This window comes from Sulfitobacter sp. 1A13496 (assembly GCF_043557225.1).
GTDB lineage: Bacteria > Pseudomonadota > Alphaproteobacteria > Rhodobacterales > Rhodobacteraceae > Sulfitobacter > Sulfitobacter faviae.
Genome location: NZ_JBIFFP010000003.1, coordinates 1 through 16,239, shown reverse-complemented (window position 1 = coordinate 16,239; position 16,239 = coordinate 1). Strand labels below are relative to the sequence as shown.

Sequence of the window (16,239 nt, the reverse complement as noted above, 5' to 3'; positions counted from 1 at the left end):
GGCGTCACTCAGGGTGAACGGGCCGTTTCTTGGACGGGGCGACATAGGGGCGGGTCACGTCCTTGAGCGTTACCTCAAGCGCTTCGACCTGCAACCGGATCGCGCCGTCTCCGGCCAATGTCAGCGTCACATGGCCCGAGGGCGCGTTGCCCTCTTCAAACGCGATGTCGAGGAGCGAGAGAATCGTATCGGCATCGCCCTGCGGCACACCTTGGCTGGCGACACGTTGCACGTTGTTGAACATCAGCACCGATTGCACCCGTTCGGGCGCATGACGCGCCGCCCCCGTATCCTCATGCCGCAAGCGGTTCAGCAGCAGCGCAAAGCGCGCGCCCGCGCGGTGCCAGCGCATTTCGGAGGCGGGAAAGACCGCGTCTTGGGTCAGCGAGGCGATCACCGTCAGATCCTCGGCATCCAATGCGCCAAGGTTCAGCGGCGCTTCGCGGCCATCTTCGAAACGTGCATCTTCGGTCATTTGTCGCTGATCCTTTCGATATCCGCCCCAACGCCGCGCAGTTTGGAGACCACATGCTCATAGCCGCGATCAAGGTGGTAGACCCGGCTGACCGTGGTCTCCCCAGTGGCGGCCAACCCGGCAAGAATGAGGGAAATCGACGCCCGCAAATCGGTCGCCATAACCGGCGCCCCTTTGAGCTTTTCGACCCCGGTGACCTTGGCCGTGCCACCCTGCACATCAATCCGCGCGCCCATGCGGATCAGCTCAGGCGCGTGCATGAAACGATTCTCAAAAATCTTTTCTTCCAGAACCGAGGTGCCTTCAGCCGTACAGAGCAGCGCCATCATCTGCGCCTGAAGATCGGTCGGGAAGCCGGGGAACGGCTCTGTGGTGACATCCACTGCCGAAATCCGCCCGTTGCGCCGTGCGACCTTGAGGCCCGCACCAGTCTCACTCACGTCGATGCCCGCCGCGTCGAGCTTTTCGCAAAACGCCTCCAGCAGGTCGATTCGCCCGCCCAGAAGCTCAACCTCACCGCCGCAGAAGGCGGGGGCCAGCATATAGGTGCCAAGCTCGATCCGGTCGGTCACGACCTTATGGGTGGCGCCATGCAGGCTGTCGACTCCCTGAATGGTGATGCTGGAGGTGCCATCGCCTTCGATCTGCGCGCCCATGGCCCGCAGACAATCCGCCAGATCGACGATCTCAGGCTCGCGCGCGGCGTTGTTGATGACGGTCGTCCCCTTGGCGAGGGTGGCGGCCATGAGGATATTCTCGGTCGCCCCGACAGAGGCGAAGGGGAAGTCGATCACCGCCCCCTTGAGCTTGCCGCCCGCGGCCTTGGCATGAAGATAGCCGTCCCGCAGGTCGATCTCCGCCCCCATCTTGGCCAGACCGTCGGTGTGAATGTCCATCGGGCGCGCACCAATCGCGCAGCCGCCGGGGAGCGAGACTTCGGCATGGCCTTCCCGCGCCAAAAGCGGCCCCAAGACCAGATTCGACGCGCGCATCTTGCGGACGATGTCATATTCGGCCCGTGTGTTGATCTCCCCATGGCTTGCCATGGTGATGACCTTGCCGTCCTGCATCGCGGCCACTTCGGCACCCAGAGACTGCAAAAGCTGTGTCATCGTGCGAATATCGCTCAGACGCGGCGCGTTGGTCAGCGTCAGCGGCTCTTCGCTTAGCAATGTCGCGGGCATCAGCGCCAGACAGGCGTTTTTAGCACCCGCGATGGGAATTTGCCCGTTGAGCGCACCGCCGCCCCTGACCAGAATGGAATCCATCGTTCAGCTGTCCTTTTCCGGCCCCTCGGGGCCATTGCCTGTATCCTGCGCCACATCCTCGGCCCGCGCACGCGCCTGCGCCTTGCGCCGCGCCATATTTGCCTTGAGCGCAGCTTTCAGCCGCGCCTCCCGCGCAGAGGGTGTTTTCGCGTTCTTTTCCGGGGCGTTTTGCTTTGCCATGCCGCCTATCTAGCGCAGGGGGCAAGAAGGGTCCAGATCAGGGGTTGCGCCCCCTTTCGATTGCGGCTAGTCACCCGCCCACGGCGCTGCTGTAGCTCAGAGGTAGAGCACTCCCTTGGTAAGGGAGAGGTCGAGAGTTCAATTCTCTCCAGCAGCACCATGAAACTCCCTTATTTCCGGATATGTGACGTCTAGCACGAGCGCCGGTCTCTCGACTTACGCCCGACGCTACGCGTCAGTCTGAGTGCGAGAGTTCAATTCTCTCTAGCAGCACCATGAAACTTCCCTTAGTTATCGAAGTACCCCCGCGAGAGTGCCGCTCGTTTCTTTAGAGCCAACGCTACACGCCTAACCTATACATCGAATCGACACCCCCGCCCCGATAACCCCGGACGGAGGCGCCAAAAACTCACATCAAATTACGACGCCTCAAACACGCCACAAGCAATACGCGAACCCGCGTCGCCCGAAGGCTGCGATTCGTAATCGTCTGCGCCGCTGTGAATGATGAAGGCCGCACCGTCCTCATCTTTGATCATGGTCTCAATATCGAGCAGGTCGAGAAAGACTTCGGCTTCCAGCACCCCATCTTCACCCACGACCATATTGGGCATATCACCGGGATGCGGCCCACCTTCGACGAGCACACCGTGCTTGCGGTCCCCCGCGATATGACCACCGGCGGATTTGAAATCCTCGGCCGAACAATCGCCGGTCTCATGCAAGTGCACGCCGTGGGTGCCCGCAGGCACGCCGGTCACGTCGATTTTGACCAAGGCGCGGCCCGATACGGTCGTGTTCAGCGAAACATTGCCTGAAATATCGTTAGAATTGCCAGCGACCTGAGCTGTCGCCGCCGTTTGCATATGGCTTTCGGCCTGCGCCGCCACGGCGCCTGTTGTGGCCAAAGCGGCCCCGAGTAGGATATTGCGCAGATACATGGCTTCCTCCTTTGGGTTATATGTCCGATGACGGCTCAACCCACCCGGACCGCGTCGGGTTCCTCTTGATGCAGGGCGAGGCTTGCCCCTATAAGCGGCCGAGTGCTCCCTTAGCTCAGCTGGATAGAGCAGCCGACTTCTAATCGGCAGGCCGAGGGTTCTTATGTTACCCAGACATTAAAAACATCTTAATCGCCCTCCGTATTCCAGATAAGTGACTGAACTAAATGCTTTTTTCCGAAGATATACGCAGGTGTTGACTGATACACATTAACCTCTAAGGTGGTCCACCAAACTTAATGGGGTCGGAACAAATGAAGAATTACACTCGTTTGGCACGACAGACTGGGCGCTATGAAACATTCATTCTCCTCGACAACGCGGGAGGTTCAGTTCAAGCATTCGACCTTTTCGTAAATAGTCTCATTCGCGAAGGACTTAGTCCTTCGACGGTAACGACCTATTCAAATCATATAGCATCATTCCTGGACTATTTGACTGAAGCGAAAGTGTTTGGCTTTCCTTCCAGGCAGCTCGAACTGCAGGCTGCCATTAAGGGCTACCTGCCTGCGAGATTGGCGGGTGCGAACGCGCGTGGCGATTTCGACATCATCTCGCGCAAAATACTCGGGCAAAAGAGGCTAACCAAAGCAGCTGCAAAGAACCATGCAACGGCAATCAACAAGTTCATACTTGAAAGCGAAGGTCACGCATTGCACTTGCAGCAAATCGAGGAATGGGAAGGAAGTATATCTGAAGGCCCTTCCAAGCAGGTTTTCCAAGAGACCACACGTCAAAGATCCGGAGCTGAGATAAAGAGAATTTATCAAAGCAGCATGATGGTAAATGTCATGAACCATCATCCTAAGGTAGCTCGCGGGAAGATCGTGAAGGTAAGTGGCAAGGACAATAGCCCCAATCGAGACAAGGACTTCCCGGCAGAATACATCCTCTCTCTACTCGACTGTGCATCATGCGCAAGAGATGAAGCATTGTGGGCACTGTCAGCGGGAACGGGCGTTCGACCCCATGAGGCTCTCCTATTGGAGATGGATCACATTGACTTTGAACGCAGAAAAGTAGTCGTTGAAGACCCCGATAACCGCCGTTTCGCCAGTCAGATGCCTGATGAACTCCGGAGAAGATGGAAGGGCCGCGCGGTAAGTGAAACATACTTCATTCCAATCCTGCGAGATCGCTTCTTCCAGACGTTGGAACGTTACATCAGAACCGAGTATATGCCCGTCCCAAACCAAAGCCTCGTGTTTCAGCAGCTGAGAGGTGATCGAAGCCCATATATTGGCGTGGCCGACAAAAATAGAATTCAATCGTTCAAGCGGGCAGTTCGGCGAGTCCAGAAACGGTTGCCGAGCGAAGACGCACGCCTAACTGGTCTTACCCCCCATTCACTACGCCACTTCTATGGCACATTCATGCTTAATTATGTGCCACTGGGCAACAATCAATATGGCCTGAGACCAGTCGAGGTTCAGCGGCTAATGGGGCATGAACAACTTATATCTACACTGAAATATGCCCGCCAGGACAAGCTTGCACTCGATGCAAAGATCTTGCTCATGAACATGCATGCCATGAATGAGGCTCCAGAGATCGATCACTTGATAAAATGGATGGCCAACAAATATTCAGATCACGCCGATCGTTTGAATAAGGCCGTAGCTGCGAGGCAAATAGGGAATGATTAACCTAACCGGCGAACCAATCGTCTCGGATAGCCTAACCATCGGCCAGCTTTTCGCGCATATAGATTCAGCTCTCTCTCATATTAGGCAAATAGCTGGCGCAGAACCCAGTAGAGGGGAAATAAGGAAAATCAAGCTCGCAGAGGATGTGGCTAACTCAATAACTCAACAGGACAATCCTCTTTCTGTCATAAAATCCTTTTGCGAGATCGCAAATCGCAGGCCTCGGGTCGATGATAAAATCGTTCAGTCCTGCAAATACTACTCGTATGCCGAAACGGCGCAATCTCGAAACAAGATCCGCAACTTCTGCCGTTTGGTTCTATACAACGCGTGGCTCAAGAGCGATGTCATTTTACCGCCCGGTATCTCGATGCAGAAGTGCATAACCGAGGAGATGAGGAAGGGGAGCCCTTCCGAGATCCTAAAGGCATTGGCCAGCTATAAGCCAGATGCCGAAGAGCTTAGCAGGTTCGGGCCGCATGTTCAGAAGTATATGAATCAGTATTCACTGAGCTGGATATATAGCACAAATTGGATTGAATTCTCCGACATCGAAGCAAATGAAGCGGCGCGACTTCATGTTTTTATCTCCGACAAGATTACAAGCAATAAAGGAAACCCCTCGTCGGTCGAAAGAGCGGTTACGATATTCAAAGATCGCGGATATATTAGCTTCGACCAAAAAGCCTTCGAGAATACGAAGACTGCCGAATTTACTTCCATCGCCAGAGAAAGGCTGAAGTCGAGAGGGCAGTCGAAGTCAAACGAGGCAAGCGCACCGGAGGCAGGCGCTTTTATGTCTCCTCGCCAGCGAACGGGGGATAGCTTCTTTTTTATTCATCCGCAATTGGAGCTGGATGGGCTTAGCCCCCCTGTGGGAACCATCAAGACTTGGGATAAGCTCTTCTCTCAATACCTCATCCACCGGGAGCAAACAGGGCGAACTGCCACCCATCCGAAAAAGAAGCACTTGTATACTCTTGCTGACTACCTCTCGGTATTGCTCCCTACGTATTCAATGCACTCGTCCGAGCCCTTTTCTGTGCCTGCGTCTCCAAAAGAGTTCACGCGATATCCCTTCGTCGATCAAACGCTTCGCCCAGAGTCGTTCCCTACTTATCTTCAGTATCTCGAAAAGCGCGGCTTGGCGGCTTCCTCAAGGAAGGGCGTTCTCTATACAGTTGAAGATTTCTTTCAGTGGGTTGAGATGAGCCTTAATTCGGAGGCGTTTTCGGATATCGCTGGTCCGGGCTTCAGGTGTCCAATCACAAGGAGGGATTTTCCATTTGTGCGGCGACCTTCCGGAACTACGAAAATCCCGTTCTCGGAAGAGATATATCCGCTCCTATTCCACTATGTCCATGAACTGGAGCGCATTGGCATGTATCTTGATGCGCGCCCAGAAATTGCAGGCAATGTTTGCATCTTTAGCAATAGGTCCACTGATCATTACATCGACCTCACCAATCTCGATGTAGAGTTTAACGTTTCCTACAAGAACGAGATATTTAAGATATCGCGAATTCCGCAGCGCATCATTGTGGGAACACATAGGGCAGCAAGAGGAATAAATCTTAGCGCGCTTCGGCTATTGACATTTGTTCTTGAAACTGGTCTGCGCGCGCAGTCGTCGCAATGGCTCGACAAAGATAGCTGGGCCAAGCATCTCGACGATTACAGCGAAGACGATCCCATCAAGCTCATACATGTCAATACTGATAAAACAGGGCAAACCAAAGATATACGCGTGTTGTCTCGTGTGGTCGAAATGCTGACGCGCCAACAGGACCATAGGGCGGCAAAGGGGATCCCTGAGATTGCACTTGATTATGAAGGGCGCTCTGCTTCTCCGTTCGAACCCTTGGTGCCGTTCTTCGCCAATGAAGACGGCTCTGTCATTTCCGATCAAGGCTATCTGAAGGTTTGGGAGGATATCCTGCTCGGCATGCAGGGTTTTCTGCAAGACAATGGCATTGCCTTCAAGCCTCTCATTCGGGTCAAGCCACCGAAAGAGGACGACCCCGGAATATCCCCGCACGGCTGTCCTCCCTTTTGTAGACTTAATTGGTCGGCGGTCCATACTCCTCACGCCCTAAGGGCAAGTTTTGTGACTCGGCGTTCTGGTTCGACCGAATACGTAATTCTGGCCGATCTCGTTGGGCACAACGATCCGGTGGTTACGGCGTATTACGACGTCCCGGAGGTCGAGAAGATCGTCGACATCCTTAAGCACCATGAACGGCCGCAGTTGAATGCCTCGTCTCCGATTTCCGAGTTGCGATCACAACTCACGTCGCCGGATCATGACAGAGAGGACGTAATACGACGGTTCGGCATCAGCAGCTTGCGAGACCTTCATGAGTCAGAGACCAGTGACAAAGACCCTATGGGTGTTGAACTACTTAAATCGAGCCAGGCAGCAGAAATGGTGTTCCGCGATACTCACATCTGTGTGGCCGGAGAAGTATGTCCAGATGACGTAATCTTGGCTGCCGGAGGCCCCATGCGTTGTGGGACCTGTAAGCTGGCATGCAAGTCTGTAGACCACCTCCCAGCAATCGAGGCAGAGTGTAGGCGGCTCACAGCCCGCATACAGGCCACAAGCGCCGCGCTGGTGAGGGCGAAGCAGTCTGGGGCAGACCAAGCGCACCTGAGGTGGCTCCACGGCAATCTGATGACTGACAGCTACCAGCTGGTTGGCTGGCAGGACGCAAGCATGACACTCCGTCGTCTGCTTCATGAGAAGAACTTCGAAGGTATTGTAACCGGTAGCCCGGACATAATTAAGCTGCATCTTAAACGCGTAGTTCGCCAGGTGGAGCCGGCCCAATTCCTCGTTGATCGTATTGTCGATGCGAAGATGTATCCTTCGATGAGCGATGAAGTTCTCCAACGGCAAGCATCCAGATTGGCGAGGAAACTGGCCATGTCTGAACAAGAGATTTTCGCCGACGAGAATGAAGAGCTGATGGCGCTATACAGCTTGATCAAGTCTCGCCTGAAAGCGCTTGGCATGACTTGGGATCAAGCAGGGGAGCTTATCGAACGAGAAGTCGCATCGCTCATATCGGACGCCAAGCCAGAAGGGAGGCAAATCAATGCCAGCTCCTAAGGGTTCAAAAAATGCGCGGGCGTATCAAGATACCCTTGTATGCCAAAACAAAGCGTTGATTGAGGAAGAACTCGCAAAGCTGAAGGAAACTCGCGCAAATTTCCAATCCATTACGGCGCTGTCGCAAGCCATATCTAATGCAACCCGGCTCACAGACGTTACCCTGAGGCGCAACAGAGTATACCGGGCGCTCTTAATAAAATACATTAACGAGCAAGGTAGCAGATCTGGATACATGTCGAGGGCGGAAGCCGAACTGAATGAGCTAAGGCACAAAGTGACGGAGCTCGAACTTCGTCTCAGCAACGTCTCAACAGACAACGATCGTTTGCGTGCCTTTATCGGAAAAATGAAAGACATTGAAAGTTCTCCCACCCAGATCCCTTTCAACAACGCGGAAAAAGGGGTGGCAGAAAACAGGGAGCAGGAACGACTCCAAACGTATCAGTTGGTTAACGCACTCGTATCCCATGCATATTACGAGGTAAACTTTGACAAAAATACCATTGAAGATAGGACGGCCATCGATGGGAACGAGGTGGTTGCCGGATCGAATCTTGCTCAGCCCTATGTCGAGTGGTGCAAGATGGAGGGGTTAGGAAATGGCTAATCAGAAAATTGGTGGACCTCAGCGCCTACTTTACGGCCTTGCAAAGTTTGAAGGCGAATATCCCACCAATAACCAGGGGCGTATAGACCTCAAGAACCTTACCGTTCTCCTCATTGAAGTTACTAAGGGCGAGGGGAAGTATCAAGTTAGGGAACACGATAAACAATACTTCACTAAGGATGAAAACCTTCGTGACCAAATCTCCGAGATTAATGCAAGGCTGTATAGAGGCCAAGATGCAGGGCGCGATATTGATGAGCTCGCAGCCGAGCGAATTGCCGGGGTGACAAAGCAAGCAAAGTTAGCTCGCGAAAACGCTATCAAGGCGAAGGCAGATTATGCAGCTGTCCTTCAGAGGCTCAACGAGAGTGAACAACAGAACGCGGCGCTAACCCGAGAAGTTCAATCGCTCCGCGAACAAATGCAACTCGTTCGACAAGGCATCATGCCGCGGGTGAAGTAGATGGAACTGGTCGTCACATCAATAGTCAATCAGTTGGCAAAAGGAGTCATCTTCGGCGCTGAGAATGCGCACGGCTCTAAGTTTCGCGTAGTAGTAAGCGATCTACCCTTGTTCCCGATAGCCGGCGAAACGTATCGTGTGGATGGCATAGAAGGCGAGTATCGCGATCACTATGGGCGAGTGCACAAGCAGATTGAAGTTGCATCAATACGACGCGTCAAAACATCTGGCTATTTGCTTCGCACCTTCCTTACCAAGCTGACGGGAGTAGGTCAGTCTCGTGCGAAAAAAATCGTGGAGGCATTCGGCTCAGAGGTTGAGAATGTTCTGTCAGATCCAGAACGCCTCGATGACCTCGCCATAGTAATTCAAGGTGATCGACCAGCCTTGGGACGAAAGATCGCCGCACTGGTCCAAGCCGAGTTCGCAAGTAAGAATGTCGAAGAAGGCATTGTCACAAGGGAATACGACTTCTACTCAAAGCTCGATGCCCTTGGCATGAACGATCGGCGCGTTGCCAATAGGCTCTGGAGACTTTTGGGGCAGTCTCCGAGCGGAGACGCGATAATGGACAACCCATATCTGGCTGCGGCGCTCTTGAACTGGAAAGAGGCCGACGAACTTGGCTTGCGGGTTCTACGTTCCAAAGGAGTTGTAAACCCTGAGAAAGATGTTGAGCGCTATCTTGGTGCCGTCGATATTGCCACCAAAAAGCTGCTCGCTAAAGGTGATACAATCGCGAGCCGGGACAGATGGAAAAGCCTCGCACCTTCAGGTGTCAATCGTTCCAAGATGGTTGAGCACGGGTTGGCTGCTGGGAAGCTAATTGAAGCGTCCAATGGTCTCCGTCCTGCTGCAACCCGCTTTCTCGAGGATAGCGCTTCTGCGATGTTGGCTGATATCCATATGGCCGGAAAACGCGTTCCCGAACAGAATATCGAAGCCGCGCTTGAACATGCGCAAAGAAGTATAGATTTTGCTCTCACTCCAGAGCAAACGACAACCATCCGAGAAATCCTATCTCGGCCGCTGGCATGTTTGCAGGGCGGAGCTGGAGTCGGCAAAACGACGGTGATGGCGGCGGTTACGCATGCTTGGGAGTATCTGGGTGGAGATGTTGTTTTTGCTGCATTGAGTGGCAAGGCTGCATTGCAGCTAACCAAGTCGGTAAGTGAAAGAGACCATCTTCGCGCTGCGACAACTATTGCGAGACTCCTGTCAAAGCTTCGGGACCTGTCCGATGGGAAGGCTGTTGAGGGGATTGAACAGATCCATGCCAATACTATGATTATTCTCGACGAAGCGAGTATGATCGATACGCCAACGCTGTATGAACTATTGGCCGAATTGCGGACGCACGATACCGTTCGCTTGTTAATGGTTGGTGATGCCCATCAGCTTCCGCCTATCGGCTTTGGAGCGACCTTCCACTCTCTTGTTGAGAAGGAAAAGATTACTTCATACCTGACGAAACCTCTTAGGCAGGTTGATGGGTCCAGTATCCCTGTGATCGCTTCAATTATCCGGGCTGGGGGCGTGCCCGAAATCGAAGACTATACAGGGCAAACAGAGGGAGTTCAGTTCGTCAGTGCATCCAAATCGCAACTCCTTGATACTTTGGAGGCGCGATATGCAGACCTGAGACGGTTTAGGAATATCGACGATATCCTCGTTGCAGCTGGAATGAACGAGACCGTCAAGCGATTCAACGATCGAATGATTGCGCCGAACTACGAGGGCTCCAAGCGCCTTGGTGTGCACGCCAGGGTCTACCCAAATGATCCTGTGATCTGCACACGTAATCACTATAAGCATGGCGTTGTTAACGGGCAGCTGGGAAGGGTAGCCCGGATTTATCCTCAGATTGAGATCACTTGGGATGGAGATGATTTGATTTCGAGCAAGCCGGTCCCCCCAGAGATGGGCCTGGATGTGTCTCTCGCTTATGCCGTTACATGCCACAAAAGTCAGGGTTCGGCTTCTCCCGCAGTCATTGTAGCATTGGAAAATGCACCCATGATCACGCGCGAATGGCTGTATACAGCTATTACACGAGCGAGGCAGCATGTCTTGATAGTGGGGGCGCCGAGTGACTTGCCGAAGATCATTGAGCGCCGATCTTCGCGCCAAACCGGCTTTGCGCTGGCTCTCAATTAGGGCGGGGTTTACGTAACCAAGCGCGGTTCAAATTGGCTTGTTCTGGCGGCCCTCGGGCGGCCGGAACGAGGCAAAGCCGAAAAAGAGCGCTTTGGATATGTAAAGGGTCGAAGGCTCCAGGCTGGCCACCGAAGAGCGTTTAGAAAACCGAGACGAGTGGGTCGGTTTTTAGCGACGCGTTGGGCACAGATACAAAGTATCTGAGAGCCTGGATAAGACCCGACCCTGCCCGGCGATTGACGATTAAAACTTCATGAATTGAATAAGTTTCTTCTTCCGTTTTAACTTTTCAGCCCCCTGTCATGGTGGTAGTAGAAACCGCGTGGCCCGGTAGCTCAGCTGGATAGAGCAGGAGCCTTCTAAGCTCTTGGTCGGGGGTTCGAGTCCTCCCCGGGTCGCCAGCCGCCTGACTTGGACGTCGACTTCCTCCGAAGAAGGCGCAACACATACGCCTCATCTGCGATCAACAATGAGGTGAGCCCTTCTCCGATACCGCGCTGGCGCCCGCGGAAGCTTATGTCGTCCAAGTTGGGTAGAAACTCTGGTGCTATTCAAAATGCCCGATCCAGTCGCAGACCAACCCCGAAGAGCTTTGCTATGGGTGTTCGGTCTCCTATCCTCTCCGAGTGGTTCAGCACCTTGAGGTATTCAGGTAATTCTAAAATTTCGCCTAAACCCACGGGAAGGAGGTCAATCCAGAGAACTGGTCATCTGCTCTGGTCATGCACTTGACCATCAAGTTGGTAGGGCGCATTCGCAATAAAGCGGCGCAGGCGCTCCGGATCGTGCGGTCGATCTCGGCCGCTCACCCGAGCCAAGTAGGCCATATAGGCGATGGTCACGACAGCCAAAACGACCGACGCGATCGCCACGATGATGTCAATAGTAGCCATGTCCTCTCCTTTAAGCCGTCGCCCATGTCCACACTGAACAAGATAGCATATAGCACGGTTCTGTCGCAGAGCATAACGAACCACACGTTTTTACATGGGGTTCCTTTCGCTTGTGACGAAGACGCGCTGCTACTTAGCGAGTGCCAATGGGAACGGGCAAAGTGTCTGAAGGTGCTTCGCGACCTGCCGCACCTTGTCATGGGGCAGTCCCATTTCTGACACGAAGGACACCTGAAGCTCCGGGGAGACTTCAGAGAAGAAGGAGAAGGCCGGCCCCATGAAGGACTGAGCAGCCTCAATGTCAGAGATTGCGGTTGACCTGCCCCCCATTGGTCCCTCACTCATAACGAGAGTTTGCAGGTTTGGTTTTGATAGTTGGGGGTTCCGGATTGGGCAAGCGCGGCGGGCGCGGAGCCCTCCAATTGCTCAAGCGCCTGCCGCGCTTGCTTTGGCGTCTGGTTTCCGAGCGATGAGTGTGGCTTGACGGTGTTGTAGTCGTAGCGCCATAGGGCCAGCTTCCGCCGCGCATCATCCAGAGTGTCGAAAATCTCCTCATTCAGAAGTTCATCGCGCAGGTTGCCGTTGAATGACTCGATGAAGGCGTTCTGCTGCGGCCTGCCGGGATCGATGTAATGCCATGGAATGGCGTTTTGGTCGGCCCATCGCAGGATGGCCCTACTGGTGAACTCGGTCCCGTTGTCGCTGACAATACAAGCGGGCTTTCCGTAGATCCGCACCAGCGCGTCCAGTTCCCGAGCGACACGCGCGCCGGAGATGCTGGTGTCAGCAATTAGGCCCAAGTTCTCGCGGCTGCAGTCGTCGATCACCGCCAGAATACGGAACTTCCGTGAAGCCCCGAAGCTGTCGGAGAGAAAGTCCAGCGACCACCGTGCATTGGGGCGCACTGCCTGCGGCATGGGTGTGCGCGTGCCTTGGGCCCGCTTGCGACCACGTCTCCGCTTCACTGAAAGCCCTTCCTCACGGTAGAGCCGATACAGTTTCTTGTGGTTCATGATCATACCTTTGCGTTCGAGCAAAACGCCGATCCGGCGGTAGCCGAACCGACGCCGCTTGCCGGCGACCTCCTGCATCTCCCTGCGTATCTCAGCACAGTCCGGCGGGCGTTCACGCCGGACCGTCTTTGGGTCGACACCGACAAGCCTGCAGGCCCGACGTTGCGAGATCTCATGGTCCCGCATTGCCCTAAGCGCTGCCTCCCGCCGCTTGCTCAATGTCGTCAGTTCTTTCCCAGCAGATCTTTCAGCACGACATTGTCGAGCATCGTATCGGCCAGCAGCCGCTTAAGCTTGGCATTCTCATCTTCAAGAGACTTCAGCCGGGCAGCTTCGGAAACATCCATCCCCCCGTATTTGGCTTTAAGCTTATAAAATGTGGAGGGACTCAGGCCGTGGCGACGACACACTTCCGCTGTCGGCATGCCTGCCTCTTGCTCCTTGATCATCCCAATAATCTGCGCCTCGGTAAAACGGCTCTTTCGCATATGTTTGCTCCTTCGTAGTTGAGCAAACTCTACATTAAAGTGAGGGATCTCGCGGGGGGCAGGTCACGGTGGCAAGCTGACAAGCGGATAGGTTCGCACCATATGGCGCGTTCACTGTTCCGAGAATCTTCGATGCGACGTGCACCATCCTTTATCTCCTTGCCCAGATCGCATGTTTGGCCTTCTTCCGCACAATGATCTCTTGGGCCTCGGCGCTCACCTTCATCAAGTGACACTTCCACATACTCTCTCATGTGCGCTACAGCCAATGTAGGACTCATGTCGCAGAAGAGGGTGCGGGGCACCCGCTAATCTCGATTTTGAACCCTCTTGATCCACAATCAAGCTTTCCAACCAACTGTGTTTAGGCGGCAATGATGCGGATTTAGCGCCGCCCGGTTTTAGCGTCAACTTTGTGATAAACTCAGTTCAGCAGAGTAGGAGCATTGGGATGACAGACCCAAAACCGGATGAATCAGACCCCAAGTGGGAGGAATGGTTTATAGAGAAGATGGGCCAGCCTGGGCCCGATGAGGAAGCGTTTTTCGAACGACTGCGGTGCCTTGGACTTGGAGTTGGCCTCGATGAGGACGGGAACCTTGTTTACGACAAAGACCTTCCCGAAGCCAAGAACAGGCTTGGAGAATAGACCCTGCCAATCAGCCAGCTCCCACCTTTTTAGTTGGATTTCATCGTCTAATAGGACAAATTTGACCAGTAATTCTATTTATAAGCCATATAAGACCAGTAATGTCGAATCTTCGTGCCCAGAGGGCTTTGGTAAACCTTGGCCGTAACATCAAACAAGCGCGCCTCGCGCGTCGTCTTGCCATGCTCGATCTCGCCGAACGCGCAGGCGTGTCAGAAAAGACGATCCAGCGTCTGGAGCGGGGCGATGCGGGCGTGGGCATCGGGAAACTGGCCGGGGTGCTTGCGGCGCTCGGCGAGCCCGATGCCCTCGCGGAGATCCTGCGAATAGAAGAGGATGCTGTGGGCCTGTCCCTCGCACTCGACGCAATTCCCAAGCGGGGGATATCCTATGTAAAGCGCGGCGGCGCACGAGCTCCGGATAACCGCCACGAGGCCGAAGGCGATGACGATGAAGGCGTAGGCTTCTGATGGCCCCGGGCGCCCCGGAACAGAAGGTCACCCATGTCTGCCTTGGAAGCGCGCTCTTGCCAGTCGGTAAGCTGCGGTTCACCCAAGGGTCGCGCCGCCATCATTCTGAATTTCAATATTTCGAGAGCTGGCTGAACGATGCGCGTGCCTTCGCGATCGCACCTCAGCTGCCGCTCGGATTAACGCCCTCCTATGTGTCTAAGGCATCCAGTGGCGATCAGCGCGACAGCCTGCCTTCAGTCCTTCAGGATGCAACCCCTGATACATGGGGACGTCTCTTGATGGCGCGCGTTCACGGCGCGGGCCTCAGTGAATTCGACATGCTTGCCCTGCTGGATGATGCCACGCGTCCGGGCGCACTCCGGTTCACTGGAGAAGACGGCGGGATCATCAGTGGACATCGCGCACCGGTGCCGAACCTCAACCAGCTTGACGCACTCCGACAGATTGCGGTTAGGGTCGAGCAACGACGAGAGTTATCGAGCGAGGATCTGCGCCTGATCGCAGGCGCCGGCGGCTCGATTGGCGGCGCCCGACCGAAGGCAACTGTGCAGGACCGCGACGCGCTCTGGATTGCTAAGTTCTCGTCCCTGGGAGACCAAAGCCCTGTCGAGCGCATCGAGGTCGCGACGCTACAGTTAGCGCGGGAATGCGGCCTGCGTGCGCCAGACGCACGGCTAATGCTGGAAAACTCTGGCCATCCAGTGGCCCTGATCAGACGCTTCGATCGGCGGGCGGGCAGGCGTGTCCCTTATTTTTCAGCCCGCACCGCTCTTAATCGATCCGGTGCGGAGCAAGGCTCCTATACAGAGATCGCAGAGGCGATCCGGATGATCAGTAAGGCTGCGCGGGCAGATCTGCATGAGCTTTGGGCGCGAATGACCTTCAACGTCCTTGTCACCAACACGGATGATCACCTGAAGAACCACGGATTCATCTATGCCGACAACGGCCTTTGGCAGATCTCCCCGCTCTTCGATGTGAACCCACAAGCGGGCGGCCATCGCTACCTCGAGACGGCGATCATAGAAGGAGGGCCATTTAAGGCGTCACTCGATCTTGCGGTGGCCGCTGCGGAGTTTTTCGATCTATCGGAAAACGAGGCGCGCAAGCGCGCGCGCGCGATGGCCTCACTCATCGCCAACCGGTGGAGACCACTCATGCGGCAATTCGGTGTTGGTAGAGAAGAACTGATATCTCTCGCAAAGGCCTTTGAACACGGCGAGGCAGAGAAGGCTCTTAGCCTTTGATCAACGGCCGTCGATCTCTCAGGGGCTTCGCCACGGTTGAGCGTTTCTGAGCCTCAAAGCGCTACGTCCGCTTTGAGCCCGTTGTTGCCTTCGTTGCAGGACAGTCGAAGTCATCATTGGCATTCGATTTCCATCCAATGATTTACCGAGAAGGTTCGGCCTCCGCCAATACTTTGAAGCTGAACTGTGGCTCCGCGATCACCTTTTTCGAAGCGCACATCTATCGACGATATATCTCCCGCCCCATTACTATAGCTCAGGATCTGAATATCGGGTTCGCCAAATTCAAACTGCATCGAAAAAACAAGTGCAGCGAACTCTTCAAGGTCGCCTTCTCGTTTCTCATAGACTGAAGAGACGACCCCGTTGCAAACAAATAGGGATAGTTTCGAACCTTTGACCGACCATTGTCCCGGCAGGTCTTCCGAAGCAGGCACGAGTTCGAGAAACGTGCGAAAGTTGGTGATGCCCTGAGGGGCGGCATATCATGGCGGTGTTCAGACGCCGTCGATTCTCTGCTGAGAAAAGGATATGCCACATGTCAGAGTCTACCATCACCCAACT

The 16,239-nt window shown here is 54.6% G+C and carries 14 protein-coding genes and 2 tRNA genes; 10 read left to right on the top strand and 6 right to left on the bottom strand.

The features are described 5' to 3' along the window. Nucleotides 1-4: 4 nt before the first annotated feature. Genes ACGYLX_RS08790 through ACGYLX_RS08780 form a run of 3 tightly spaced genes read right to left on the bottom strand, consistent with a single transcriptional unit; the run spans nt 5 to nt 1,923 of the window. Complete coding sequence (locus ACGYLX_RS08790) at nt 5-475, bottom strand: DUF2948 family protein (protein WP_394448710.1); 471 nt, start codon at nt 473-475, stop codon at nt 5-7. Further along, nucleotides 472-1,743 (bottom strand): UDP-N-acetylglucosamine 1-carboxyvinyltransferase, encoded by a 1,272-nt coding sequence (gene murA / locus ACGYLX_RS08785; RefSeq protein ID WP_394448707.1) that lies wholly within the window; start codon nt 1,741-1,743, stop codon nt 472-474. Before murA ends, ACGYLX_RS08790 begins: the two co-directional genes overlap by 4 nt. Nucleotides 1,744-1,746: 3 nt before the next feature. Continuing rightward, on the bottom strand, nt 1,747-1,923 hold the full coding sequence (locus ACGYLX_RS08780; RefSeq protein WP_168612795.1) for a hypothetical protein: 177 nt from the start codon (nt 1,921-1,923) through the stop codon (nt 1,747-1,749). An 85-nt stretch (nt 1,924-2,008) separates the two neighbouring features. Here ACGYLX_RS08780 and ACGYLX_RS08775 point away from each other — a divergent pair. Further along, nucleotides 2,009-2,083: transfer RNA gene (locus ACGYLX_RS08775), tRNA-Thr, on the top strand. Nucleotides 2,084-2,342: 259 nt separating this feature from the next. Here ACGYLX_RS08775 and ACGYLX_RS08770 read toward each other — a convergent pair. Next, nucleotides 2,343-2,864, bottom strand: coding sequence for a superoxide dismutase family protein (locus ACGYLX_RS08770; RefSeq protein WP_394448704.1), 522 nt, complete (start codon nt 2,862-2,864; stop codon nt 2,343-2,345). 314 nt (nt 2,865-3,178) lie between these two features. Here ACGYLX_RS08770 and ACGYLX_RS08765 point away from each other — a divergent pair, with 314 nt between their 5' ends. The 6 genes from ACGYLX_RS08765 to ACGYLX_RS08740 all read left to right on the top strand — a co-directional run bounded on the left by ACGYLX_RS08765 (nt 3,179) and on the right by ACGYLX_RS08740 (nt 11,313). After that, nucleotides 3,179-4,570 (top strand): tyrosine-type recombinase/integrase, encoded by a 1,392-nt coding sequence (locus ACGYLX_RS08765; RefSeq protein WP_394448701.1) that lies wholly within the window; start codon nt 3,179-3,181, stop codon nt 4,568-4,570. Then, a complete protein-coding gene (locus ACGYLX_RS08760) occupies nt 4,563-7,682 on the top strand; it encodes a hypothetical protein (protein ID WP_394448698.1) in 3,120 nt (1,039 codons plus the stop codon). Before ACGYLX_RS08765 ends, ACGYLX_RS08760 begins: the two co-directional genes overlap by 8 nt. Further along, nucleotides 7,669-8,292 (top strand): hypothetical protein, encoded by a 624-nt coding sequence (locus ACGYLX_RS08755; protein ID WP_394448695.1) that lies wholly within the window; start codon nt 7,669-7,671, stop codon nt 8,290-8,292. The genes ACGYLX_RS08760 and ACGYLX_RS08755 overlap by 14 nt, the downstream gene beginning before the upstream one ends. Next, entirely contained in the window at nt 8,285-8,755 is a 471-nt protein-coding gene (locus ACGYLX_RS08750) for a hypothetical protein (RefSeq protein ID WP_394448692.1), read from the top strand. The genes ACGYLX_RS08755 and ACGYLX_RS08750 overlap by 8 nt, the downstream gene beginning before the upstream one ends. Further along, nucleotides 8,756-10,912, top strand: coding sequence for an AAA family ATPase (locus ACGYLX_RS08745; RefSeq protein ID WP_394448689.1), 2,157 nt, complete (start codon nt 8,756-8,758; stop codon nt 10,910-10,912). Between the two features lie 324 nt (nt 10,913-11,236). Further along, nucleotides 11,237-11,313: transfer RNA gene (locus tag ACGYLX_RS08740), tRNA-Arg, on the top strand. A gap of 306 nt (nt 11,314-11,619) precedes the next feature. Here ACGYLX_RS08740 and ACGYLX_RS08735 read toward each other — a convergent pair. After that, nucleotides 11,620-11,805 carry a hypothetical protein gene (locus ACGYLX_RS08735; protein WP_394448687.1) on the bottom strand — a complete coding sequence of 62 codons (186 nt, stop codon included), beginning with the start codon at nt 11,803-11,805 and terminating at the stop codon, nt 11,620-11,622. Nucleotides 11,806-12,146: 341 nt separating this feature from the next. After that, nucleotides 12,147-13,306 (bottom strand): IS3 family transposase gene (locus tag ACGYLX_RS08730; protein ID WP_394448684.1). Its coding sequence is split into 2 segments (ribosomal slippage): nt 12,147-13,057 and nt 13,057-13,306, totalling 1,161 coding nucleotides; the frame shifts between segments, so codons are not numbered across the junction. Between the two features lie 451 nt (nt 13,307-13,757). Between ACGYLX_RS08730 and ACGYLX_RS08725 the strand changes: the two genes are divergently transcribed. The 3 genes from ACGYLX_RS08725 to ACGYLX_RS08715 all read left to right on the top strand — a co-directional run bounded on the left by ACGYLX_RS08725 (nt 13,758) and on the right by ACGYLX_RS08715 (nt 15,675). Continuing rightward, nucleotides 13,758-13,955: a hypothetical protein gene (locus ACGYLX_RS08725; RefSeq protein WP_394448682.1), complete on the top strand. Its 198-nt coding sequence runs from the start codon at nt 13,758-13,760 to the stop codon at nt 13,953-13,955. 101 nt (nt 13,956-14,056) lie between these two features. Then, nucleotides 14,057-14,425 (top strand): helix-turn-helix domain-containing protein, encoded by a 369-nt coding sequence (locus tag ACGYLX_RS08720; protein ID WP_394448680.1) that lies wholly within the window; start codon nt 14,057-14,059, stop codon nt 14,423-14,425. Further along, on the top strand, nt 14,425-15,675 hold the full coding sequence (locus tag ACGYLX_RS08715; RefSeq protein ID WP_394448677.1) for a type II toxin-antitoxin system HipA family toxin: 1,251 nt from the start codon (nt 14,425-14,427) through the stop codon (nt 15,673-15,675). Before ACGYLX_RS08720 ends, ACGYLX_RS08715 begins: the two co-directional genes overlap by 1 nt. Nucleotides 15,676-16,239 lie beyond the last annotated feature (564 nt).

Excerpts from the sequence above, each read along its gene's own strand:
- ACGYLX_RS08790 (WP_394448710.1), bottom strand. The coding sequence starts at position 475 with ATGACCGAAGATGCACGTTTCGAAGATGGCCGCGAAGCGCCGCTGAAC.
- murA (WP_394448707.1), bottom strand. The coding sequence starts at position 1,743 with ATGGATTCCATTCTGGTCAGGGGCGGCGGTGCGCTCAACGGGCAAATT.
- ACGYLX_RS08780 (WP_168612795.1), bottom strand. The coding sequence starts at position 1,923 with ATGGCAAAGCAAAACGCCCCGGAAAAGAACGCGAAAACACCCTCTGCG.
- ACGYLX_RS08770 (WP_394448704.1), bottom strand. The coding sequence starts at position 2,864 with ATGTATCTGCGCAATATCCTACTCGGGGCCGCTTTGGCCACAACAGGC.
- ACGYLX_RS08765 (WP_394448701.1), top strand. The coding sequence starts at position 3,179 with ATGAAGAATTACACTCGTTTGGCACGACAGACTGGGCGCTATGAAACA.
- ACGYLX_RS08760 (WP_394448698.1), top strand. The coding sequence starts at position 4,563 with ATGATTAACCTAACCGGCGAACCAATCGTCTCGGATAGCCTAACCATC.
- ACGYLX_RS08755 (WP_394448695.1), top strand. The coding sequence starts at position 7,669 with ATGCCAGCTCCTAAGGGTTCAAAAAATGCGCGGGCGTATCAAGATACC.
- ACGYLX_RS08750 (WP_394448692.1), top strand. The coding sequence starts at position 8,285 with ATGGCTAATCAGAAAATTGGTGGACCTCAGCGCCTACTTTACGGCCTT.
- ACGYLX_RS08745 (WP_394448689.1), top strand. The coding sequence starts at position 8,756 with ATGGAACTGGTCGTCACATCAATAGTCAATCAGTTGGCAAAAGGAGTC.
- ACGYLX_RS08735 (WP_394448687.1), bottom strand. The coding sequence starts at position 11,805 with ATGGCTACTATTGACATCATCGTGGCGATCGCGTCGGTCGTTTTGGCT.
- ACGYLX_RS08725 (WP_394448682.1), top strand. The coding sequence starts at position 13,758 with ATGACAGACCCAAAACCGGATGAATCAGACCCCAAGTGGGAGGAATGG.
- ACGYLX_RS08720 (WP_394448680.1), top strand. The coding sequence starts at position 14,057 with ATGTCGAATCTTCGTGCCCAGAGGGCTTTGGTAAACCTTGGCCGTAAC.
- ACGYLX_RS08715 (WP_394448677.1), top strand. The coding sequence starts at position 14,425 with ATGGCCCCGGGCGCCCCGGAACAGAAGGTCACCCATGTCTGCCTTGGA.